Origin of the sequence: Luedemannella helvata (genome assembly GCF_039528415.1) — a bacterium.
In the GTDB taxonomy this organism is placed as follows: Bacteria; Actinomycetota; Actinomycetes; order Mycobacteriales; family Micromonosporaceae; genus Luedemannella; species Luedemannella helvata.
This window is the reverse complement of sequence record NZ_BAAALS010000014.1, coordinates 117,168-138,255: the sequence shown is the minus strand read 5'-3', so window position 1 is coordinate 138,255 and position 21,088 is coordinate 117,168. Positions and strand designations below refer to the sequence as shown.

Here is a 21,088-nt window from a genome sequence, read left to right as displayed (position 1 = left end):
TCGGGCCCCGTGCCACGCCTGCTGTCTAAGTACCCGCTTACGCGGTGATCAATGTGCCGATTTTCTCACCACTCACCGCGCGGATGATGGTGTCGTCGCCCTCCGCCCCGAAAACCAGCATGGGCAGCTTGTTCTCGTTGCACAGGCTGAACGCGGCCGCGTCCACCACCCGCAGGCCCTGCCGCAGCGCCTCACCGAAGGTGTAGGTGTCGAGCTTGCGGGCCGTCGGATCGGTGCGGGGATCGGCGGTGTACACCCCATCAACGCCGTTCTTGCTCATCAGCACCACGTCCGCGTGGATCTCCAGCGCGCGCTGGGCGGAGACCGTGTCCGTGGAGAAGTACGGCATGCCGGCGCCGGCGCCGAAGATGACGACGCGGCCCTTCTCCAGGTGACGGATGGCGCGCCGGGGGATGTACGGCTCGGCGACCTGGGCCATCGAGATCGCGGTCTGCACCCGCGTGTCGATGCCCTCCTTCTCCAGGAAGTCCTGCAGGGCCAGGCAGTTCATGACGGTCGCGAGCATGCCCATGTAGTCGGCGCGCGGCCGGTCCATGCCCCGGCGCTGCAGCTCCGCGCCGCGGAAGAAGTTGCCGCCGCCGACGACGACCGCGACCTGGACGCCGCGACGCACGACCGTGGCGATCTGCCGGGAGATCGACTGGACCACGTCCGGGTCCACGCCGATGGCCCCGCCGCCGAACACCTCGCCGGAGAGCTTCAGCACCACCCGTCGCGGCCGCAGCCCACCCTCGGCCGGCTGCGCCGCCGCCGGGATCGCCTCAGTCACCGTCTCCGTCATCCGCCAGCTCCCTCGCGCCGTAGCCCAGTCTCGTCGTCCCGCCGCGCCGCCCGCTCACCGGGTACGGCAAGGGGGTCGCCGTGCGTACCATCCCACACCGACGACCCCCTATCACGCGCACCGCCGCTCGGGCGGCACAGTCAAATTCAGGCCTGACCGACCTCGAAGCGGACGAACTTCGTGATCTCGATGCCCGCCTCCGCGATGACCTGCTTCACGGTCTTCTTGTTGTCCGTGACGGACGACTGCTCGACGAGCACGTAGTCCTTGAAGAAGCCACCCAGGCGACCCTCGACGATGCGCGCCAGCGCGGCCTCCGGCTTGCCCTCCTCGCGGGCGGTCTGCTCGGCGATGCGGCGCTCCGACTCGACGACGTCGGCCGGCACCTCCTCGCGGGTCAGGTACTTCGGGCGCATGGCCGCGATCTGCATCGCGATGCCGCGCGCGTCCGCGTCGGCGGCCTCGTCGCTCTTGCCGGTGTAGGCGACCGCGACGCCCACCTGCGGCGGCAGGTCGGGGCTCTTGCGGTGCATGTACACGGCGATCGTGCCGTCGAGGGTCGCGACCCGGTTCACGACGATCTTCTCGCCGATCTTGGCGGCGGCGGCCTCCAGCGTGTCGGCGACCGAGCGGCCATCCTCCAGCGTCGAGGCGAGCAGCGCCGCGACGTCGGCCGGGCGGGTGGCGTCCGCGTGGGCGACCAGGGTCTGGCCCAGCTCCACGAAGTCAGCGGACTTGGCCACGAAGTCGGTCTCGCAGTTGAGCTCCAGCAGCGCGGTGCCGGAGTGCGCGACCAGGCCGTTCGCGGTGGTGCGGCCGGCCCGCTTGCCGACGTCCTTGGCGCCCTTGATGCGCAGCAGCTCGACGGCCTTGTCGAAGTCGCCGTCGGACTCCTCCAGCGCCTTCTTGCTGTCCATCATGCCGGCGCCCGTGAGGTCGCGGAGCTTCTTGACGTCTGCGGCGGTGATGTTCGCCATGTTCTCTCTCGCTCGTCTTCCGGCGGCCGGAGAGTCTCCGGCCGGAGAGCTTGGTCGGCCGGTCGTCCGGCCGCGCTGCTTCTGTGCGGCCCGCCTCTTAAAGACGGAAGATCATTTGGTACGGGCGCAAGCCCGGTGTTCCGGCCGGCCGCGCAGGCGTCGGCCGGCCGGAACGCGGCTCAGCTCTCGGTGCTCGCGGGCGCGCCAGCGGCCGGCTCGGCCGGCACGTCACCGGCGGGCTGCAGCAGCTCGCGCTCCCACTCGGCCAGCGGCTCGTCGCTGCCGACCGCGCCCGGCTCCGGCTTGGCCTCGGCGGCCCCGCCGCGCAGCGCCTTGCCCGAGCGGGCGATGAGGCCCTCCGCGACCGCGTCGGCGACCACCCGGGTCAGCAGCGCGGCCGAGCGGATCGCGTCGTCGTTGCCCGGGATCGGGAAGTCGACCTCGTCCGGGTCGCAGTTCGTGTCGAGCACGGCGATGACCGGGATGCCCAGCTTGCGCGACTCGTCGACGGCGATGTGCTCCTTCTTGGTGTCGACGATCCACACCGCGGCGGGGAGCTTCTGCATGTCCCGGAGACCACCGAGGGTCTTGGTCAGCTTCTCCTTCTCGCGGGACAGCTGCAGGGTCTCCTTCTTGGTGTACCCCGCGGCCGCGCCCGTCAGCTCGATCGACTCGAGTTCCTTCATGCGCTGCAGCCGCTTGTGCACCGTCTGGAAGTTGGTGAGCATGCCGCCCAGCCAGCGGTGGTTCACGTAGGGCATGCCGACGCGCGAGGCCTGCTCGGAGATCGCCTCCTGGGCCTGCTTCTTCGTGCCCACGAAGAGGATCGACCCGCCCTCGGCGACCGTGTTCTTGACGTAGTCGAACGCCTTGTCGATGTAGTCGAGCGTCTGGCGCAGGTCGATGATGTAGATGCCGTTGCGCTCGGTGAAGATGAAGCGCTTCATCTTCGGGTTCCACCGGCGGGTCTGGTGCCCGAAGTGAACGCCGCTCTCGAGCAGCTGGCGCATGGTGACAACAGCCATGGGTTCTCCCAGGTCCTGGTTTGCCGCGCCCGGCCGGGTGGCCGTGCGCCCTGGCGCCCGGTCGTCGGCCACGGTGAGCCCGATCACGGATCGGGACCAGGAGGGCCGCCGCCTCACGAAGGTGAAGAGGGCACGCGAGGTCGACCACGCGAGGTGGTCGCCATCCCCGAGTGTACGGCAGACGGCCCGATCGGCCGAACTCGGCTAGCCGAGGGCCAGCGCCGCGCCCAGGACGAACACGAGGCCCACCAGCAGGTACGCCAGCGGCGGCTTGGCCCACAGGCGGAAGCCGTGCGTCTCGGCGCTGTGCGCCGCCCCGGTCACCAGGCCGTAGAGGCCCAGCACCAGCAACGGCAGCGCGGACAGCGCCAGCGCGCCGGAGAGCACCCCCGGCAGGATGAATGTCGGCCCGAATGCCGAGATCATGAGGCCCCGGAAGATCAGGAGCCCGAACACCACGGCCACGACGGTCAGGCCGATGGCGACGGCGGGCCGGCGGGCCCGGTAGACCGTCTCGGTGGCCGGCCGGATCGGGGCCACGACCGGACTCGGGCTCACGGTCACGTCCGCGGCCACCAGCTCGTGCGGCGCGGTCAGGTCCGTGCGGGGCCCCGGCTGGGTGGGGATATGCGCGCCGAAGCCGGCCGGCGGGCCGGACGGGCCCGACGCGCCGCCGAAGCCGGCCGACGAGCCGGGCGCGTCGCCGTACCCGGCCGGCGAACCCGGTGCCCCCGCCGGGGAACCGCCGTAGCCGGACGACGAGCCGCCGTAACCGGCCGGCGCGCCCGACCCGGGCGGCGCGGCGGGCGGGTTCAGGCCGGCGGGCGGCGGCCCGGCCGGCACGCCGATGATCGGCCCGGAGTTCGAGGGGTACGTCGCGGGCGGGCGGGAGTTGGTCGCCTGGCTCGCCACGGCCTGGGCGGCCTGGAAACGGGCCGCCTCCTCGGGGGTGAACAACGGCGACCCGGTCGGATCGGGGGCGGCGCGGCGCGCACGCGACTGCCCCGAGTACGAACCGGAGCCGTCACGGGGCGGGGCGAACTCGTCCGACTCGTCGTATCCACGCTCGTCGTACCCCCGCGAGCCGTACCCCCCGCTGGTGCCACGGTCGCCGGGATACCAGCGGTTGTCACTGTCATCGGGGTAACTGCGCCGTCCGTCCACGGCCCGACGTTAGGCGACCGATCGACATCTCGCCACACCAGGGTGAATATTGCCGTCTTTCGATGCCATCCGCGCATGTCCGATCACATGTGACGCCAACCACTGCGCCCAGCGGGCGGTCGGCGCACGCTCCGCTGGTGTCCACCGACCTCGCCCCCCTCGCGGAGACCTTCGCCGAGTACGCCCGCGACGACTTCGCCGGCATGTCACCGCTCTACGTGAGGCTGTCGAGGGCCTGCGCACAGCGACCGCGGCTCGGCGCCGCCCTGCTCGCCGCCCCACCGACCCAGCGCCGCCCGCTGCTGTTCTTCGCGGCGGTGCAGTACCTGCTGCGTACCCGCGCGCAGGGTCACCCGCTCGCGCGCTACCTGCCCGTACTCCATGGGGAAAAGCCTGCCGACGACGGCCTCGCGCCGGCCCTCGCGGATCTCGTAAGTGATCATCACGACGCGCTGGCGGAGCTCTGCGCGGCGCGCACCACGCAGACGAACGAGGCGGGACGGGCGGCCTACCTGTGGCCGGCGCTGGGCCGTCTCGCGGCGGCGTTCGGCGACCGCCCGCTGCACCTCATCGAGCTCGGGACGTCGGCGGGACTCCTGCTGATGCCCGACCGCTACGCCTACCGCTACCCCGAGGCGTACGGCCGACCGGACGCGCCCGAACCGCTCATCATGGCCTGTGACCTGCGTTCGGGCCCGTCCCCGGCGTTCGCCACGGCGGCGGGCACGCCCGCCCGGATCGCCGGACGGGTCGGCGTCGACCTGCGCCCGATCGAGGCCGGCGACGCGGACGCGGTCACCTGGCTGCGCTCCTGCGTGTGGCCGGAGCAGACGCAGCGGCTGGCCCGGCTGGACGCGGCACTCGCGGAGGCGGCGGCGGTCCGGCCGCGGCTCGTGGCGGGTGACCTCGTCGACGCGCTTCCCCGGGTGCTCTCCTCGGTCGGCGCGGACGCGGTGCCGGTGGTGTTCGCCTCCCACGCGCTCACGTATCTGTCGCCCGTACGGCGAGCTGAGCTGGTGGGTGTCCTGGCCGCCACGGGCGCCCAGCGGGACCTGGCGATGATCGTCAACGAGAGCGACCCGTGCGGCGTCGACCTGTTCGCCGCCACGGCGTCGAGGCGCGCGACGGCCGCTCGCAGGTCAGCGACCCTGGCCACAGCCACGTGGGTGAGGGGCCGCCCATCGGTGGAGGAGCTGGGTACCGCCGGCCCGCACGGCGCATGGCTGGACTGGTCACCACACTCCTTGGCGCCGGCCAGCCACCTCCGCGCCGGGTGAGGTGCGCACCTGGGCGGTCACCCACGCTGCCCGCGCCTGGTTGTGGCGGGGAGGCGCTACCCTCGGGGGCCGGACGCGCCGGTCAGGGGCGTCAGCGGGGAAATGGAAGGGCAGATGGACGGGATCACCACCACGTTTCTCGTCATCGGCGGCCTCGGGGTCGTCGTGCTGGCGGTCTCCCTCTTCCTCGGCGACGTGCTGCACCTCGGCCACCCTGACCTGGACGGGCCGTTCTCGCTGCCCGCCGTGGCCGGCTTCGTGGGCGCGTTCGGCTTCGCCGGCGCGATCGCGGCCGACCTCGTCGGCGGCTCGGTCGGCACGCTCGGCGGCGTGCTGGCCGCCGTTGTCGCCGGCGGCGTCGCGGCCGTACCGACGGCGTGGCTCGCGATCAAGCTGGCCCGCGCGGCGAGCCGGATGCGTACCGACGCGACGCCCACGCGCGGCGACCTCGTGGGGCACATCGGCGTGGTCGTCACCCCGATCACCCCCGGCGGGTACGGGGAGGTGCGCATTCACCTGGGCGGTCAGCCCGTGAAGCTGAACGCCCGCGCCGACCGGCCCGTCGCCCTGGGCGCGCAGGTGTTCGTCGTCGAGGCGATCAGCGACACCAGCGTCGTCGTCGAGGAGACGACCGCCCTCCCCGCCTCCTGACCCATCCCACCATCCCGGAAAAGAGAGTCGATGCAACCTATCTTCATCGCCATCGGCGGGGGCGTGCTCCTCGTCGTACTCCTCGTGATCTTTGTGTTGAGCCGGATCAAGGTCGCCGGTCCGAACGAAGCGTTCATCGTCACCGGTCGCAAGGGCAAGGCCGTGCAGTCCGCCGAGGGCGTCCGGTCGACGGACCTGTCCGGCCAGAAGGTCGTCATGGGCGCGTCCGTGTTCGTGGTGCCGGTCGTGCAGAAGTTGCAGTCGCTGGACCTGTCGAGCCGCCGCATCCACGTGGAGATCCAGGGGGCGGTGAGCAAGCAGGGCATCCGCGTCAACCTGCAGGGCGTGGCGATCGTGAAGGTGGGCGGCACGGAGAACGCGATCCGGGCGGCCGCGCAGCGGTTCCTGGGCCAGCAGGCCGGCATCGACCAGTTCACCTCGGAGGTGCTCGCGGGCGCGCTGCGCTCCATCGTGGGCCGGCTGACGATCGAGGAGATCATCCGCGACCGCACGGCGTTCGCGTCGGCCGTGGCCGAGGAGGCCGAGCACTCGCTGACCAACCAGGGCCTCGTGCTGGACACCTTCCAGTTGCAGGACATCCTGGCGGAGGGCTCCTACCTGCAGGACCTGGGCCGGCCGGAGGCCGCGCGGGTGCTCAAGGAGGCGTCGATCGCCGAGGCGCGCGCCCGGCAGGCCGCCGAGCAGGAGCGGCTGCTGGCCGAGGAGGCCATCGCCGTGGCGAACCGGAACCTCGCCCTCAAACAGGCCGCCATCCAGGCCGAGATCGACGCCGCCAAGGCCACGTCGGCGGCGGCCGGCCCGCTGGCCGAGGCCGAGCGCCAGCAGGTCATCCTCGCCGAGCAGCAGAAGGTCGCCGAGCGCAACGCGGAGCTCAAGGAGCGCCAGCTCGACACGGAGGTCCGCAAGCCGGCCGACGCCGCGCGGTACAAAGTGGAGCAGGAGGCCGAGGCGGCCCGCAACGCGGCCGTCCTGGAGGCCGACGCGAAGCGGCAGGCCACCATCGCCGCCGCACAGGCGAAGGCCGAGCAGGACCGGCTCACCGGTGAGGGCGAGCGCGCCCGCCGCGCGGCCCTGGCCGAGGCGAACGCGATCGAGGGCGCCAAGGAGGGCGAGGCGGAGCAGAAGCGGCGTACCGCGATCGCGGAGGCCACCGAGCGCGAGGGCGCCGCCGAGGCGGCCGCCATCCTGGCCTGCGGCCAGGCGGAGGCGGAAGCCATGGGCAGGAAGGCCGAGGCGTTCAACGCGTACGGTGAGGCCGCCATCCTGGAGATGCTCGTCAAGGTCCTGCCGCAGGTCGTCGCGGCCGCGTCGGCTCCGATGGGCTCGATCGACAAAATGACCGTCATCTCGACCGACGGGGCGTCGTCGCTGACGAAGAGCGTGTCCACGAACGTGGCACAGGGCCTGCAACTGGGCTCGGACCTGACCGGCATCGACCTGGTCGGCCTGCTGGCCCGACTGGGCGGCACGGCGGGCGAGTCGGTCGCGGCGAAGAACGGCAGCTCTGCCGCCATCGAAAGCTGACGTGACTGCGGTGGTGTCCGCATGATCGCGGACACCACCGCGAACGTCATTGAGCCAGTTACCGAGCTGGGTGACGGTTACTCAGGCGGGTGAGTGGACGCTCAGGAGCCGCACGGAAGTGTGGCTTGGCATTGATGTCGACGTTCGGGCTCCGGGTTTCCGCTAAGCGGCTGAGGCATTTGGCGCTTGCCAGTCGGTAGTGTCGCGGTCGTCCCGCACTGCGTTCAGCTGACCGAATTGGTGCTCTTGATGGACCAGGTTGAGATCTCTTTGCAGGTCGCGTGCTCCGGCCTCGACGCCGAAGGCGTGGCTGATCTGACCGCCGAACTGCGACGGGAGATCCTCAATACCGATATATCTAGTGCTGTGCCGTCTGCTGGCGGCAAGGCTCCGGGAGGGGCCAAGTCCGGTGGCCTGATTGAGATCGGCGGGTTGGCTATCACGCTTGCGCCCGTGGTCGTGGAGAGCTTGATCGGCGTCATTTCGTCCTGGTTGAGTCGTCAACCGAACGACGTTCAGATCGAGATCGACGGGAACCGTTTCCAGGGCAGAGTGTCCGAATCGGAGCGTGCCGATCTGGTGGCAGCGTATCTGCGCAGGGTGGAAAGCGGCTCATGACGGGAGTGCGTCCACGGCGCCGAGCATTGCTGATCGGCTGCGGTAGCTTTGTCGACCCCGGTCTGGCGCAGCTGCGGTCACCCCGGTGCGATGTCGAGGAGCTGCGCCGAGTCTTGGGGAAGGTCGGGTACGGCGAGGTGCCGGTTGAACTCGACTGCACCGCGCGGCAGGCGCAGCGTGCCGTGGAAGGGTTTCTGCTACAGGCACGCGTCGACGACGCACTGAACACCGTCTACTTCTCAACTCATGGCCTGCAAGACAGACAGGGCAAGCTCTACTTTGCCTTCTCGGATACCGAGAAGCAGTATCTGAGCGCAACCGCCGTGGCCGCAGAGTGGGTACGCGACCGGATCCTCGACAGCCGGTCAAAGGCAACCCTAGTCCTGGTCGACTGTTGCTTCAGTGGCGGGTTCATCTCAGGAATGCAGGCCCGGTCCGCTGGCGCCGAGGTCGATGTAGACGTCTTGGTGCGGGACGTGCCGCAGGGCAGTGGGGTCGCGGTACTGACCGCCTCTGGCGAGCGGGAGGTGAGCTTCGAGGACATCAACTCGGTAGACGTGCGTCCCTCGTACTTCACCGAAGCAGTGGTGGCCGGCATCGGGACCGGCGCCGCAGACCTGAATCACGACGGCCGGATCACAGTGGATGAGCTGTACGAGTACGTATATCACCACGTGGTGAGCGGGCCATCGCCGCAACGTCCACGCAAGCTCGGGATGGGCGAAGGATCACTGGTCATAGCCGAGACGGCAATGGTTTCGGTACCAGCAGTTCCGACGGGAAGCCCGAGTCCTCGAACCGCTGCCCCCGTACTTCATGCACGGGGAGTCCTCGGCTATGCGGCGTTCGACGGTCAGTGGATCGTCATCGGCAAGGACGGCATCGGATCTGTCCTCAAAGGCGAACTGCGGTTGCACGTCAGTGAACTTGCCGGCGTGGCATTCAAACCAGCGACAAGCTGGCATTACGGATACCTGCAGGTGATCCCGAAAGGCACCCAGCCGTTGCCCACAAGACAGTTCGGGCCGAACGCGGGAAGACCTCCGATCGAGGACGCTGCCTCAGTATCGTTCGCCCGGGCAGCAAATCACGACATGCTGCAGATCCGCGAGGCGATCGAGGCAGCCATTGGCGGCCCGCACGGCGGTTTTCGAACACCACCGCGTAGAAGGAGTGCCTGGGCGGGGCTCGGACGTGCCCTGTTCTGGATGCTAGGCGTGCTGGCGGTGCTTGCCGAAGTCGTCGTCGTCGCAGTGACCGTCACAGACAACTGGGACGACCACAGCACCGGAACCGCGGTGGTAGGAAATCTGCTCTCCGGCATTGCCGTTCTCCTAGTCGGCCGTGTCCTGTACGTGAATCACCGCAGGTAGTGCCGCATTCGACAGCGTCGCGCCGCATCACGAGAGGCCGCAGTGTGCTGGTCCCCGCCGGAGTGCCACTCGGTCCGAATCGCTACCGCAAGGGCCGAGGATCACGTCGGTGGTGGTGAAGCCCCACGGAAGCCACCTACGCTCCGCGAGGAAGTTCATGCAATCAGTTCGATTAAGGAACGCGTAACCGCATGGCCGACGAGATCAAGTACGAGTACAAGACCGTGCGGACAGTTCGTGGCACCGATGGCATGGTGATCTCGAAGATGCAGAAGGACGGCTGGGAGCTCGTGGAACAGGCCCAGGGCACGCTTCGGTCCACCCTCAACTTCCGTCGGCCGAGAAAGCCGATCCCGCGGCTCCTGATCGGCGCGGCGGCAGCTGTTCTCGTTCTGATCGTTGTCATCGGTGTTGCCAACGCAATCAGCGCCGGTGGCGAGAAGAAGGACGAGCCAGATCAGACGGCTGCTGCTGCAAGAGAAGAGCATTCCGCAACGCCACCTCCAGCCGTACCCGAGTCGGCCGCCACTGACGTGATTACGCCCCAGAACAACCCGGAGTTCGCAGCGCTACTGAAGGCGGATTATTGCGACGACGCTAACCTGGACTTGCGACCAAATACGAGGGTCAGATCGTCGCGTTCAACGGTTCGATCATGAAGATGACGCCTCACGGCGACTACAAGACCCGCTACGACTTCCTCCTAGGCCCAGGCGACAAGGGACCGAGGACGGCAGTTGGCCCGGCCTTCAAGTTCGAGGATGTGAACATCCTCGACCTGAAGCTGACAGGTAAGAAGATCCCCACCAGCGTGGGCGAAGGAGATAAGTTCCGCTTCGTCGCGGAGGTGGGCAAATTCAACGCGGACCAGTGTCTCTTCTTCCTCGATCCGGTGTCGACGGAAGTCCGGTAGTCAGTGTTGGCTGCCCCTTCATTCCCAGCCCGAGACAAGCTGCCATCAGCGCGGCCCGAACCTCACGACATCGAGCGAGGACGGACGGGCTTCGTCCGATGACATCCACAGTTGCAGTAGCAGGGTGATGGAGTGTGGCGACCCAGCGGCCGCCACACTCCATCAGTACGTCAGCAGGTGGGTTCGCCCGACTGGGCCGGGACCGCGACCGCCTGCCACGCCGCCTTCGTCGCGTTGAAGGTGGCGCAGTTGCCCGGGGTCAGGTTCTTCGCCGCGTTGAGCGTGGCCACGCGCACCCGGCCGTACGTCCAGTTGGACGTCTTGGCCAGCATGGCGTTGTAGTAGACCTTGCCGGCCGTCTGGATGCCCACGCCGGTCACGGACGACGGGCCGCCCGAACAGATCGGGCTCGCCGGGCCGCCGGACGGGTTGTTGCCCTTCGCCAGCAGGTAGAACCAGTGGTTGAGCGGGCCGGCCGCCGCGTGCACCTCGGTGCTCGGGATCGCCGACGAGTAGCAGTTGGGGTCGCCGGCCAGCGACGGGTTGTACATGTAGCGGATCGGGCCGGAGCCGGTCAGGTTGACCTCCTCGCCGACGGTGAAGTCCGGCGGGTCGTTGGGGTTGTTGGCGTACGCCTCGGTCAGCGCCCCGAAGATGTCGCCGGTGGCCTCGTTGAGGCCGCCGTTCTCCCTGGAGCTGCCCGCGCCGCCGGGTGTGGTCTGGAAGATGGCGTGGCCGAACTCGTGGGCGACCACGTCGATCGAGGTGGCCTGGCGGGTGTTGCTGGAGGCGCGACCGAAGTTGGTGTAGCTGCCGTTCCAGTACGCGTTGACCTGGTTGAGGCCGACGCGGGCCGGGTAGCCGCCGCCGCTGCCGTTGATGCCGTTGCGGCCGAGCCAGGAGGACAGCATGTCCCATTCCTTCTGCACGGCGTAGAGCACGTCGACGCAGGCGGTCTCCAGGTTGGTGCCGGAGCCGTTGCCCCAGACCGCGTCCGTACCGGTGTAGGTGGCGCCGTTCTGGCCGCCGCAGCGGATGCCGGGCCGGGTCGGGTCGCTCATCGAGTACGACGTGCCGGAGCCGGCCGTCGAGATGGTGACCGTCCCGACGTAGTAGCTGTTGCCGGTGGCCTCCCGCACGAGGTCGTACGAGTCGACGACCGCGCCGGTCGTGGCGTCGACGAAGACGTGCTGCACGCTGGCGACGTTGCCGGCCTTGGCGCCGGCGACGACGGTCTCCCAGACCAGGCGGGGCGTTCCCCAGGCCAGGACGGCCAGACGCGGGGTGGAAGCCTCGTCGACCTTGATGAGCCTGGCGCGCGAGGCGGCCAGGGCCTTGGCGGCCGGCACGGTGGCGGTCGTGCCGACGGCGATGACGGAGTCCTGCGCGACGGCCGTGTTCAGTACGGTGCCGGCGGCGTCGGTGACGACGACCGCGTCGCCGCCGATGACGGGCAGGCCGCGGTACGTGCGCTCGTACGCGACGTACTGCAGGCCGTCGGTGCCGGCGTGGACGCCCTGGCGGACGAGGGCGTCGCCGGGGCCGCGCCGGAGGGCGGGCGCGCCGGCCGCGACGAGGATGGCAGCGACGGCCGCGGCGGCGCCGGCGGGGTCGGGGCGTTCCTGGGCGGGCTTGGCGGTGGCCGGCGCGCTGAGCGCGACCGAGGCGGTCACGGCGGCCAGCGCGGTTACTGCGATGGTGCGTTTCACCGGGGTCTCCTTCCACGGCCGTCCTTATGGGACGGGTGGCTGCGACATGCATTGATGTCGATGACCGTAGAGGTGACCGCGGGTTTCGGAAAAGGCGGGAAAACCCTCGACTACGGCGGGCCGGTGGAATCGCGGACGGCGAGGGTGGGCTCGAACCGGACCTCCGCGTGGTGGTGGTCGTCGCCGCCCTCGTCCAGCAGCATCCGCGCGGCCGCGCGGCCCAGCTCGCGCACCGGCGTACGCACGCTGGTCAGCGCCGGGTGCAGGAGCGCGGCGAAGTCCAGGTCGTCATAGCCGACGACGGAGACGTCCCCGGGCACGCGGCGACCCCGCCGGACGAGACCGCGGATGACGCCCACCGCGGCGAGATCGTTGGCGCAGGCGATCGCGGTCGGGGGGTCGGCCCGGTCGAGGAGCTCGTCGACGATCCGGTCGGCGTCCTCGACGAGCCGCGCCGCGGGCGACGTGCGGACCTCGACGAGCGCGGTGGCCGGGTCGAGGCCGGCGGTGCGCAGCGCGGCCCGGAAGCCGTCGAGCCGGTCGATGGCGGGAACGGCCTCGACGGCGGTGCGCACGTACGCCAGCCGGCGGTGGCCCAGCGCGATCAGGTGGGCGGCGACGAGCTGGCCGCCGAGCCGGTGGTCGATGGTGACCGAGCAGACGCTGTCACAGTCCTCGGGGCCGTCGACGAGGACGACCGGGGTGCCGCGCCGGCTGACGTCGAGAATGCCGCCGACGTCCGGGCTGTTCGGGGTGATGAGGATGCCGCGCACGGCCTGCTCCTCAAGCAGGCGCAGGACGCGGGCCTCGGTTTCGGGCCGCACGTCCGTGCTGCAGGTCAGGGTCACGCAGCCGGCGTCGGCGAGCCCGTCTTCGATGCCCCGGTTGAGGACGGCGTAGAACGGGTTGCCCTGGTCCAGGGTCACGACGCCGACCAGTTGGGAGGGCAGGCCGCGCAGCTGGCGGGCAGGGCCGCTGCGGACGAAGCCGACCTCGGTCATCACCTCCTGGACACGCCGGCGGGTGTCGGCGGCGACGAGGCGGGGGTTGTTCAGCACGTTGGCGACCGTGCTGACCGACACCCCAGCGAGCTGCGCCACCTGCCGCATGCCGCCACGGCGCGGCCTGCCCGCCCGTGTCATCGATGAACCTCCCTGGAAGTCGGTTCACGATACCCGCAGGCCACCTGGGTAACTATTGGCACAGAACCCGATCGAGGACCCAGGGGTGACGCCTCGCCGATATGCTATTTTTAATTGATCATGGATGACGGTTGTAGTAGTACCCAGCCGGGCTCGGCCCGGCTCTCACGTCGGTTCACCTCATGTTGATCGCGATCGGGTTGCTGGCGATTGTCGCCCTGACCGTGGCCACGGGCTATTTCGTGGCGCAGGAGTTCTCCTTCGTCGCGGTGGACCGTGGCAAGCTGCGCACGATGGCCGAGGGCGGGGACGCCGCGGCCGGCCGGGCCCTCGCGGTCACCTCCCGGCTCTCGTTCATGCTCTCCGGCGCCCAGCTGGGCATCACGGTCACCGCGCTGCTGACCGGGTACGTCGCCGAGCCGTACCTCGGTGAAGGGCTCGCGGAGCTGCTCGGGCTCGCGGGCGTGCCCCGCGCGGCCAGCCTGTCGATCTCGGTGGCTTTCGCCCTGCTGCTGGCCACCGCGATCCAGATGGTGCTCGGCGAGCTTGCCCCGAAGAACCTCGCCATCGCCCGGCCGGAGGCGCTGTCGCGGGCGCTGGCCCGGTCCACGCTGATCTACATGGCGCTCGCCGGGCCGCTCATCCGCCTGTTCGACGCCACGTCCAACCGGCTGCTGCGCCTGGTCGGCATCGAGCCGATCGAGGAGCTGCCGCACGGGGCGACCGCCGAGGACCTCGACCGCATCATCGAGTCGTCCCTCGCGCAGGGGGTTCTCGACCGGGACACCTCCCGGCTGCTGGGGCGCGGCCTGCATTTCCGTGCCCGTACGGCCGACGAGATCATGATCCCGCGCGTCGACGTGATCACCGTCGGGGCCCGAACGCCGGCCAGCCGCATCGTGGAACTGCTGGACACCGGCCACACCCGGTTCCCGGTCGTCGGCACGAGCGTGGACGACCTCATCGGCGTCGTGTCGATCAACGAGGTGCGCGACCTGCCGCCGGAGCGCCGGGCGACGACCGCCGTGGCCGACATCGCGCCCGAGCCGCTGCTCGTCCCCGGAACGGCGACGCTGCCCCTGGTCCTCGAACGCCTGCGCGCCGAGCGGCGCCAGATGGCGTGCGTCATGGACGAGTACGGGGGCTTCGCGGGCGTGCTCACTCTTGAGGATGTCGCGGAGGAACTCGTGGGCGACATCCGTGACGAGGACGACCACGCCGCTCCCGCCCCGGTGCGCGACGCGGACGGCTCGTGGGTGGTTCCGGGCCGCTGGCGGCTTGACGAGATCGCGGAGGTTACCGCGGTACGCCTGCCCGACAGCGACCGCTACGACACCCTCGCCGGGCTGATCATGGCCCGGCTGGGTCGCGTGGCCGCGCCCGGCGACCGGGTGACCGTGGCCCTGCCGGCCGGCGTGGACGCCGACGGTCAGCCGCAGTGGGCGGGCCAGGCCGCGCTGGTCGTGGAGCAGACGCGCAGGCGGGTTCCCCACCTGGTACGCCTGAAGGTGGACCCGTCATGACCGGCTGGGTGTTGTTGATCTCGGTCGTCCTGCTGGCGCTGAACGGCTTCTTCGTGGCGGCCGAGTTCGCGCTCGTGGCCGCCAAGCGGCACCGGCTCGAACAGGCCGCCGCGGCCGGCAGCAAGGCCGCCGCAGCGGCGGTGGCCGGCAGCCGCGAGCTGTCCATGATGCTGGCCGGCGCGCAGCTCGGCATCACGCTGTGCACCCTCGGCCTGGGCGCGCTCGCCAAGCCGGAGGTCGCGCACCTGCTCGGCCCGGTGCTGGACGCGGTGGGCCTGCCGGAGGACGCCGCGTACGTGGTGGCGTTCATCCTCGCTGTCGCCGTCGTGGGCTTCCTGCACGTGGTCGTCGGCGAGATGGCGCCCAAGTCGTGGGCCATCTCCCACCCGGAGGACTCGGCGTTGCTGGTGGCGCGACCGTTCCGGGCGTTCACCCGGCTGAGCCGGCCGGTCCTGGTGGCACTCAACGGCGTGGCCAACGCCTGCCTGCGGCTGGTGAAGGTGACGCCGCAGGACGAGCTGGCGCAGGCACACGGGCCCCAGGAGCTGCGGCTGCTGCTGGACTCCTCCCGCGAGCACGGCACGCTGCCCGTCGCCGAGCACGAACTCCTCACCGCCATGCTGAAGATCCAGCAGACGACCGTTGGCCAGATCATGGTCGGTCTCCCGGACATGGTGCGGGTTCCCGCGACGGCCACCGCCGCCGAGATCGAGAGCGTGAGCCGCTCGTCCGGCCGCTCCCGGCTGTTCGTGACAAACGCGGCCGGGCGCATCGTGGGGCTCGTGCATGTGCGTGACGCGGTGCGCGCGACCACCGCCGGGCAGGCGACCACCGCGGCCGCGCTGATGAGCCCGCCGTTAGCGGTGCCCGCACGCACGCCGGTGGCGCGCGCGGTGCGCGCCATGCGGGAGGCGCGGGCGCAGCTGGCCGAGGTCGTCGACGCCGACGGCCGGCCGGTGGGCGCGATCGCGCTGGAGGACCTGCTCGAACAGCTCATCGGCCAGTTCGACGACGAGACGGACCCGCTGGGCGCGGTTATCCACAGGTCTTTTGTGGAGGGTGGTGCCCCGCCCATCGTGGGGGTATGACATCGGTACGGGCTGCGGTCGGTGGCTACGGGGAGCGGGTGGCGGTCCGCCTGCTCGCGGCGCGGGGCATGGTGGTGCTCGACCGCAACTGGCGCGACGGCCGCCGGGGCGAGCTGGACATCGTCGCCCGCGACGGTGACACGCTGGTCTTCTGCGAGGTGAAGACCCGCCGCGGCACGGCGTTCGGGACGCCCGCCGCGGCGGTCACGCCCGCCAAGATGCGACGCCTGCGGCAGCTCGCGGCCGCGTGGCTCGCCGCGCATCCGGGAACGGGCGGCGCCGACCTCCGCTTCGACGTGGTCGCGGTCTGCCCGCAGCGCTCCGGCCCGGCACTCACCGAACACCTGCGAGGGGTCGGCTGACCGGCTGTCAAGTGCGGGCGGGGTTGTCCACACGGCCCTCCGTTGTCCACAGATCATGGGTACGGACGCCCGCGGGCGGGCCGGGCCGACCACTGTGGACGGCATGACTCACGACATCGGGGCCGGGTGATGGGCTACGCCCGGGTGTGCGCCGTCGGGCTGGTCGGGCTCGCGGGGCACCTGGTCACCGTCGAGGCCGACCTGTCCGCGGGCCTGCCGGGGCTGACCCTGTCCGGCCTGCCGGACACCGCGCTGCACGAGGCCCGCGACCGGGTCCGGGCCGCCATGGTCAACTCCGGCGAGGCGTGGCCCAACCGGCGCATCATCGTCAACCTGCTGCCCGCCACGCTGCCCAAGCACGGCTCGTCGTTCGACCTGGCGATCGCGTTGGCGCTGCTCGTGGGCGCCGGTCGCCTGCCGCAGACCGCCCTCGACGGGGTGGTCGTGCTGGGCGAACTCGGCCTCGACGGCACCGTGCGGGCCGTGCGCGGGGTGCTGCCCGCGATGGTGGCCGCCCAACGCGAGGGCGTGCGCCGCTTCATCGTGCCCACCGCGAACCTGGCCGAGGCGGCGCTCGTGCCCGACGTCACCGTCCACGGCACGGACGCGCTGCACCAGGTCATCCGCTTCATCCGCGACGGCGAACCGCTCGCCGCGCCGGCGGCTCCCCCACCGGTACCGGAGGCGGTCGGGCTTGACCTGGCCGACGTCGCCGGCCAGTCACGGGGACGTCGAGCGCTGGAGGTGGCCGCCGCCGGCGGGCACCACCTGCTGCTGCACGGGCCGCCCGGGGCGGGCAAGACGATGCTGGCGCAGCGGCTCCCCACGATCCTGCCGCCGCTCACCGACGCCCAGGCCCTGGAAGTCACCGCCGTGCGGTCGATCGCCGGTCAACTGGCGCCCACGGCGACGCTGGTCCGCCAGCCGCCGTTCGAGGCGCCCCACCACTCGGCGACGGCCGCCGCGCTTGTCGGCGGCGGCAGCGGGCTGGCCCGGCCGGGCGCTCTGTCGTTAGCCCACAACGGTGTTCTCTTTTTAGATGAAGCGCCCGAATTCTCCTCCCGCGTGCTCGACGCGTTGCGCCAACCCCTGGAGGAGGGCCGCATCTCGCTGGCGCGCAGCCGGGGCGCCACGGTCTATCCGGCGCGGGTTCAGCTGGTGCTCGCGGCCAACCCGTGCCCGTGCGCCAACGCGGCCGGCGAGTGCCAGTGCTCCCGGGTCGCCAAGCGCCGCTACCTCAACCGGCTCTCCGGGCCCCTGCTCGACCGCATCGACCTGCGGGTCACCCTGTTTCCGATCAAGCCCGCGCAGCTGTTCGCCGAGGGCGACGAGATCGAGACGTCGGCGACGGTCGCGCAACGGGTCGCGCAGGCGCGGGCGGTGGCCGCCGACCGGTGGGCGGCCGAGGGCTGGGCCACCAACAGCGCGGTGCCGGGCGCGGCCCTGCGCCGTCGGCCGTGGCGGTTGCCCGTCGCCGCCACCAGGGACCTCATGCGGGCCCTCGACCGTGGCGCGCTGTCGGCGCGTGGGCACGATCGCGTGCTGCGCGCGGCGTGGACGCTCGCCGACCTGGCCGGCCGCGCCTCGCCACGCGCGTACGAGGTGAACGAGGCCATGCAACTGCGGATCGGCGAGGGGGCGTCATGACACACGAGGACGAGCTGCGGGCGACCCGGCTGGCGTATATCGCGCTGGCGCACCTGGTCGAGCCCGGGCGCCGGGACCTGGGCGTGCTGGTCCGGCAGGTGGGCCCGACAGTCGCGCTGCGCGACCTGGTCGCCGGCAACGTCGGCGACGACCTGCGGCAGGTGGTCGCGCCCCGGCTGGCGACGATCGCGCCGCGCGGGCGCTTCGCGGAGGCGCTGCTGCACGCGGCGCGGGCCACCGTCGACGCGGAGCGGCTCGGGGTGGAGCTGCTCACCCCGGTCGACGACGGCTGGCCGCATCAGCTCGACGACCTGGTCCGGCTCAGCGTCGAGGGCCGCGGGACGGTCGACCGGCACACCGACCCGCCGCTGTGCCTGTGGGTGCGGGGCGCCGAACCCCTCGCCGACGCCTGCGACCGGTCGGTGGCGATGATCGGCGCCCGCGCCGCGACCGCGTACGGCGAGCACATGGCCACCGAGCTGGCCTTCGGGCTCGCGCAGCGCGGCTGGACGGTGGTTTCCGGTGGCGCGTTCGGCATCGACGCCGCCGCGCACCGGGGCGCGCTGGCCGCCGGCGGCGTGACGGTCGCGATCCTGGCGTGCGGCGTCGACCGGCCCTACCCGGTGAGCCTGTCGGGGATGTTCGAGCGGATCGTCGACGCGGGCGGGCTGCTGCTCAGCGAGTGGCCGCCCGGCAGCGACCCGCACCGCGCCCGCTTCCTCGTCCGCAACCGGGTCATCGCCGCGCTGACGCGGGGCACCGTCATGGTGGAGGCCGGGGCCCGCAGCGGTGCCCGGTTCACGCTGCACCGGGCCATGCGGCTGGGCCGGCCCGCCCTCGTGGTGCCGGGCCCGGCCACCTCCGCGTCGTCCGTCGGCTGCCATGAGGAGGCCCGCGAGGAGGGGGTCCGGCTGGTCGCCACCGTCGCCGACATCGTCGAGGACGTCGGTCGCATCGGCCTCGACCTGGCCAGCCCGCGGCGCGCCCCGGAGCGGGACGCGGACGTCCTCACGGACCTGCAGGCGCAGGTCCTCGACGGCGTGCGCCAGCGGGCCGCCCGCACGGCCGAGGAGGTCGCCGCCGCGGCGGGCGTGTCCTCCCGCGACGCCCGCGCGACACTGCCCGCGCTGGCGGAGCTGGGCTTCGTCGTCGCCTCGCCCGACGGCCGCTACCGCCTCGCCCGACGCGTGAACCCGGACGGTGTGGCAACTTGACCGGACGGTGGCGCACGCCGCACCGTCGGCTGGTGAGCCACCCCACGGAGCACAACAGCACCCGAGCCCGCCACGCCGACCTGACCGACGCCGCCCGCGACGCGGTGGACGAGTTCGCCCGGCACCTGGCGGCCGAACGCAACCGGTCGGCGCACACCGTCCGGGCGTACGTGGCCGACGTGGTCGGGCTGCTCACCTTCGCCGGCCAGCGGGGCATCGACGGCCTGACGGTCGCGCTGCTGCGCCGCTGGCTGGCCGACCTGCGGGCCGGCGGGGTCGCGCCCGCGACGCTGGCCCGCCGGTCGGCCTCGGCCCGGACGTTCACCGCCTGGGCGCACCGGGTGGGCCGCCTCGATCACGACCCGGGCGCCGCGCTGGCCAGCCCCAAGGCCCGCCGTACCCTGCCCGACGTGCTGCGCGCCGACCAGGCCGTGACCCTCGTGACCGCGCCGGCGACCCGGCCGGCCGTCGCCGACGACGCCGTACGGGTACGGGACGCGGCCGTGCTGGAGCTGCTCTACGCCACCGGCATCCGGGTCAGCGAGCTGTGCGCGCTCGACATCCGCGACGTCGACCACGGCCGGCGGGTGGTGCGCGTGCTCGGCAAGGGCGGCAGGGAACGCACCGTCCCGTACGGGCTGCCGGCGCAGCGCGCCCTCGACGCGTGGCTGGCCGACGGACGGCCGTTGCTGGCGGGACCGGCCAGCGGGTCCGCCCTGCTGCTCGGGGTGCGGGGCGGGCGGCTGCAGCCCACCTCCGTACGCACGGTGGTGGCGACCTGGGCGCGGGCCGCCGGGTTGGGACACCTGTCGCCGCACGGGCTGCGGCACAGCGCCGCCACCCACCTGCTCGACGGCGGCGCCGACCTGCGCTCCGTGCAGGAACTGCTCGGCCACGCGTCGCTGGGCAGCACCCAGCTCTACACCCACGTCTCGGTCGAGCGCCTGCGCCGCGCGGTCAACCAGGCCCACCCCCGCGCCTGACCATCGAGCTGTGAACCGGGGCGGGACCTGTACGGTTCACTGCTCCAGCGGCTTGAGCCGTAGGCGGGGCGGGCCCAGCAGGGTCAGCGGGTTCAGGTAGGTGTCGGCGCGGCGGGCGCCCCAGTGCAGGCACGCCGGGGCGGGGCAGCCGGCGTGGCCGGCCGCGAGGACGCCGATCGGGGCACCGGCCGCAACCTCGTCGCCGACCGCCACCAACGGGCGCACCGGCTCGTACGTCGTCCTGATGCCGCCCGGGTGGGCCACGCTCACCACCCCGCGCCCGGCAAGGTCGCCGGCGAAGGCCACGACGCCCGGGGCCGCCGCGAACACCCGGTCGCCCGGCCTGGCAGCGAGGTCGACACCGCGGTGGCCGGGCAGCCACGGCTGAGGTGGCGGGTCGAACGCCCGCGTCACGACCGGCGAGCCGCCCAGCGGCCACCGGAACCAGCTCACGGGGTCGGGGGCAGCGGCCAACGGACGGCGGGCGGCGCCAGGTGAGACATCGGCGGTGTGGGAGAGGCCGGGCGCCGCGGGCAGCGCCACGCCGAGGATGATCAGGGGCGGGACGGCGAGCCGCCGCAACAGCGGGGCGGCCCCGCGTGGGCGGCCGGTCGGCGGGGCGGCCCGTCCAGGGCCGCGGCGGAACGAGGGCAGGCGCATGCCCACAGCCTGGCGGGCGGCACGGTCGCCGCGCTTCCCCGCGCCGGCATCTGTGGATGGCGGGAGCCCGTGTGGAAAACCCCGGTCAGGTGCCGAAGCCGCCCTCGGCGGGCAGGGAGATGTCGGGCTTCTCCAGCTCCTCGACGTTGACGTCCTTGAAGGTCATTACGCGGACATTCTTCACGAACCGGGCGGGACGGTACATATCCCAGACCCAGGCGTCGTGCATCTCCACTTCGAAGTAGACCTCGCCATCCACGTTGCGCACGTGCAGTTCCACCTGGTTGGCGAGGTAGAAGCGGCGCTCCGTCTCCACCACGTAGGAGAACTGGCGGACGATGTCGCGGTACTCCCGGTAGAGCTGCAGCTCCATCTCGGTCTCGTACTTTTCGAGATCTTCGGTGCTCATCGACCT

Annotated in this window: 21 protein-coding genes; 13 read left to right on the top strand and 8 right to left on the bottom strand. The window is 71.7% G+C overall.

Going from position 1 to position 21,088, the window contains the following annotated elements; all coding sequences use genetic code 11:
* Positions 1 to 37: 37 nt before the first annotated feature.
* The 4 genes from pyrH to ABD191_RS16010 form a co-directional block, all read right to left on the bottom strand.
* Positions 38 to 730, bottom strand: a complete 693-nt coding sequence (gene pyrH, locus ABD191_RS16025) for a UMP kinase (protein WP_344082369.1) — start codon at positions 728 to 730, stop codon at positions 38 to 40.
* Between the two features lie 218 nt (positions 731 to 948).
* Positions 949 to 1,779 carry a translation elongation factor Ts gene (tsf, locus tag ABD191_RS16020; protein ID WP_344082311.1) on the bottom strand — a complete coding sequence of 277 codons (831 nt, stop codon included), beginning with the start codon at positions 1,777 to 1,779 and terminating at the stop codon, positions 949 to 951.
* Positions 1,780 to 1,958: 179 nt separating this feature from the next.
* Positions 1,959 to 2,804 carry a 30S ribosomal protein S2 gene (gene rpsB, locus ABD191_RS16015; protein WP_344082309.1) on the bottom strand — a complete coding sequence of 282 codons (846 nt, stop codon included), beginning with the start codon at positions 2,802 to 2,804 and terminating at the stop codon, positions 1,959 to 1,961.
* Between the two features lie 204 nt (positions 2,805 to 3,008).
* Positions 3,009 to 3,968, bottom strand: coding sequence for a hypothetical protein (locus ABD191_RS16010; protein WP_344082307.1), 960 nt, complete (start codon positions 3,966 to 3,968; stop codon positions 3,009 to 3,011).
* Positions 3,969 to 4,105: 137 nt separating this feature from the next.
* Between ABD191_RS16010 and ABD191_RS16005 the strand changes: the two genes are divergently transcribed.
* The 7 genes from ABD191_RS16005 to ABD191_RS15975 all read left to right on the top strand — a co-directional run bounded on the left by ABD191_RS16005 (position 4,106) and on the right by ABD191_RS15975 (position 10,345).
* Positions 4,106 to 5,245, top strand: a complete 1,140-nt coding sequence (locus ABD191_RS16005) for a DUF2332 domain-containing protein (RefSeq protein WP_344082305.1) — start codon at positions 4,106 to 4,108, stop codon at positions 5,243 to 5,245.
* 114 nt (positions 5,246 to 5,359) lie between these two features.
* Complete coding sequence (locus ABD191_RS16000) at positions 5,360 to 5,896, top strand: NfeD family protein (RefSeq protein ID WP_344082303.1); 537 nt, start codon at positions 5,360 to 5,362, stop codon at positions 5,894 to 5,896.
* A gap of 30 nt (positions 5,897 to 5,926) precedes the next feature.
* Positions 5,927 to 7,441 carry a flotillin family protein gene (locus tag ABD191_RS15995; RefSeq protein WP_344082301.1) on the top strand — a complete coding sequence of 505 codons (1,515 nt, stop codon included), beginning with the start codon at positions 5,927 to 5,929 and terminating at the stop codon, positions 7,439 to 7,441.
* 249 nt (positions 7,442 to 7,690) lie between these two features.
* Positions 7,691 to 8,059: a hypothetical protein gene (locus tag ABD191_RS15990; RefSeq protein WP_344082299.1), complete on the top strand. Its 369-nt coding sequence runs from the start codon at positions 7,691 to 7,693 to the stop codon at positions 8,057 to 8,059.
* On the top strand, positions 8,056 to 9,432 hold the full coding sequence (locus tag ABD191_RS15985; RefSeq protein ID WP_344082297.1) for a caspase, EACC1-associated type: 1,377 nt from the start codon (positions 8,056 to 8,058) through the stop codon (positions 9,430 to 9,432). Before ABD191_RS15990 ends, ABD191_RS15985 begins: the two co-directional genes overlap by 4 nt.
* A gap of 191 nt (positions 9,433 to 9,623) precedes the next feature.
* A complete protein-coding gene (locus ABD191_RS15980) occupies positions 9,624 to 10,091 on the top strand; it encodes a hypothetical protein (protein ID WP_344082295.1) in 468 nt (155 codons plus the stop codon).
* Positions 10,088 to 10,345, top strand: coding sequence for a DUF4839 domain-containing protein (locus ABD191_RS15975; protein WP_344082293.1), 258 nt, complete (start codon positions 10,088 to 10,090; stop codon positions 10,343 to 10,345). The genes ABD191_RS15980 and ABD191_RS15975 overlap by 4 nt, the downstream gene beginning before the upstream one ends.
* 170 nt (positions 10,346 to 10,515) lie before the next feature.
* Here the strand turns inward: ABD191_RS15975 and ABD191_RS15970 are convergent, their stop codons facing one another.
* Both ABD191_RS15970 and ABD191_RS15965 read right to left on the bottom strand, forming a co-directional pair.
* Complete coding sequence (locus ABD191_RS15970; RefSeq protein ID WP_344082291.1) at positions 10,516 to 12,054, bottom strand: M4 family metallopeptidase; 1,539 nt, start codon at positions 12,052 to 12,054, stop codon at positions 10,516 to 10,518.
* A gap of 110 nt (positions 12,055 to 12,164) precedes the next feature.
* The gene (locus tag ABD191_RS15965; RefSeq protein WP_344082289.1) at positions 12,165 to 13,196 is read right to left on the bottom strand and encodes a LacI family DNA-binding transcriptional regulator; all 1,032 of its coding nucleotides are present in this window, start codon (positions 13,194 to 13,196) and stop codon (positions 12,165 to 12,167) included.
* A 182-nt stretch (positions 13,197 to 13,378) separates the two neighbouring features.
* Between ABD191_RS15965 and ABD191_RS15960 the strand changes: the two genes are divergently transcribed.
* The 6 genes from ABD191_RS15960 to ABD191_RS15935 all read left to right on the top strand — a co-directional run bounded on the left by ABD191_RS15960 (position 13,379) and on the right by ABD191_RS15935 (position 20,013).
* Positions 13,379 to 14,719 (top strand): hemolysin family protein, encoded by a 1,341-nt coding sequence (locus tag ABD191_RS15960; protein ID WP_344082287.1) that lies wholly within the window; start codon positions 13,379 to 13,381, stop codon positions 14,717 to 14,719.
* Positions 14,716 to 15,807: a hemolysin family protein gene (locus tag ABD191_RS15955; protein WP_344082285.1), complete on the top strand. Its 1,092-nt coding sequence runs from the start codon at positions 14,716 to 14,718 to the stop codon at positions 15,805 to 15,807. Before ABD191_RS15960 ends, ABD191_RS15955 begins: the two co-directional genes overlap by 4 nt.
* Entirely contained in the window at positions 15,804 to 16,169 is a 366-nt protein-coding gene (locus tag ABD191_RS15950; protein ID WP_344082283.1) for a YraN family protein, read from the top strand. Before ABD191_RS15955 ends, ABD191_RS15950 begins: the two co-directional genes overlap by 4 nt.
* A 129-nt stretch (positions 16,170 to 16,298) precedes the next feature.
* Positions 16,299 to 17,816, top strand: a complete 1,518-nt coding sequence (locus ABD191_RS15945; RefSeq protein ID WP_344082281.1) for a YifB family Mg chelatase-like AAA ATPase — start codon at positions 16,299 to 16,301, stop codon at positions 17,814 to 17,816.
* A complete protein-coding gene (gene dprA / locus ABD191_RS15940) occupies positions 17,813 to 19,030 on the top strand; it encodes a DNA-processing protein DprA (RefSeq protein ID WP_344082279.1) in 1,218 nt (405 codons plus the stop codon). The genes ABD191_RS15945 and dprA overlap by 4 nt, the downstream gene beginning before the upstream one ends.
* 32 nt (positions 19,031 to 19,062) lie before the next feature.
* On the top strand, positions 19,063 to 20,013 hold the full coding sequence (locus tag ABD191_RS15935; RefSeq protein ID WP_344082277.1) for a tyrosine recombinase XerC: 951 nt from the start codon (positions 19,063 to 19,065) through the stop codon (positions 20,011 to 20,013).
* Positions 20,014 to 20,049: 36 nt separating this feature from the next.
* Here ABD191_RS15935 and ABD191_RS15930 read toward each other — a convergent pair whose 3' ends face one another.
* Complete coding sequence (locus ABD191_RS15930; RefSeq protein WP_344082275.1) at positions 20,050 to 20,673, bottom strand: M23 family metallopeptidase; 624 nt, start codon at positions 20,671 to 20,673, stop codon at positions 20,050 to 20,052.
* Between the two features lie 85 nt (positions 20,674 to 20,758).
* Positions 20,759 to 21,082: a DUF2469 domain-containing protein gene (locus ABD191_RS15925; RefSeq protein ID WP_344082273.1), complete on the bottom strand. Its 324-nt coding sequence runs from the start codon at positions 21,080 to 21,082 to the stop codon at positions 20,759 to 20,761.
* Positions 21,083 to 21,088: the final 6 nt, after the last annotated feature.

Coding starts and splice junctions, on each gene's coding strand:
- ABD191_RS15990 (WP_344082299.1), top strand. CDS start 7,691: ATGGACCAGGTTGAGATCTCTTTGCAGGTCGCGTGCTCCGGCCTCGAC.
- ABD191_RS15925 (WP_344082273.1), bottom strand. CDS start 21,082: ATGAGCACCGAAGATCTCGAAAAGTACGAGACCGAGATGGAGCTGCAG.
- ABD191_RS15960 (WP_344082287.1), top strand. CDS start 13,379: ATGTTGATCGCGATCGGGTTGCTGGCGATTGTCGCCCTGACCGTGGCC.
- ABD191_RS15995 (WP_344082301.1), top strand. CDS start 5,927: ATGCAACCTATCTTCATCGCCATCGGCGGGGGCGTGCTCCTCGTCGTA.
- ABD191_RS15975 (WP_344082293.1), top strand. CDS start 10,088: ATGAAGATGACGCCTCACGGCGACTACAAGACCCGCTACGACTTCCTC.
- ABD191_RS15955 (WP_344082285.1), top strand. CDS start 14,716: ATGACCGGCTGGGTGTTGTTGATCTCGGTCGTCCTGCTGGCGCTGAAC.
- ABD191_RS15950 (WP_344082283.1), top strand. CDS start 15,804: ATGACATCGGTACGGGCTGCGGTCGGTGGCTACGGGGAGCGGGTGGCG.
- tsf (WP_344082311.1), bottom strand. CDS start 1,779: ATGGCGAACATCACCGCCGCAGACGTCAAGAAGCTCCGCGACCTCACG.
- ABD191_RS16000 (WP_344082303.1), top strand. CDS start 5,360: ATGGACGGGATCACCACCACGTTTCTCGTCATCGGCGGCCTCGGGGTC.
- ABD191_RS15985 (WP_344082297.1), top strand. CDS start 8,056: ATGACGGGAGTGCGTCCACGGCGCCGAGCATTGCTGATCGGCTGCGGT.
- dprA (WP_344082279.1), top strand. CDS start 17,813: ATGACACACGAGGACGAGCTGCGGGCGACCCGGCTGGCGTATATCGCG.
- ABD191_RS15980 (WP_344082295.1), top strand. CDS start 9,624: ATGGCCGACGAGATCAAGTACGAGTACAAGACCGTGCGGACAGTTCGT.
- rpsB (WP_344082309.1), bottom strand. CDS start 2,804: ATGGCTGTTGTCACCATGCGCCAGCTGCTCGAGAGCGGCGTTCACTTC.
- ABD191_RS15945 (WP_344082281.1), top strand. CDS start 16,299: ATGGGCTACGCCCGGGTGTGCGCCGTCGGGCTGGTCGGGCTCGCGGGG.
- ABD191_RS15930 (WP_344082275.1), bottom strand. CDS start 20,673: ATGCGCCTGCCCTCGTTCCGCCGCGGCCCTGGACGGGCCGCCCCGCCG.
- ABD191_RS15965 (WP_344082289.1), bottom strand. CDS start 13,196: ATGACACGGGCGGGCAGGCCGCGCCGTGGCGGCATGCGGCAGGTGGCG.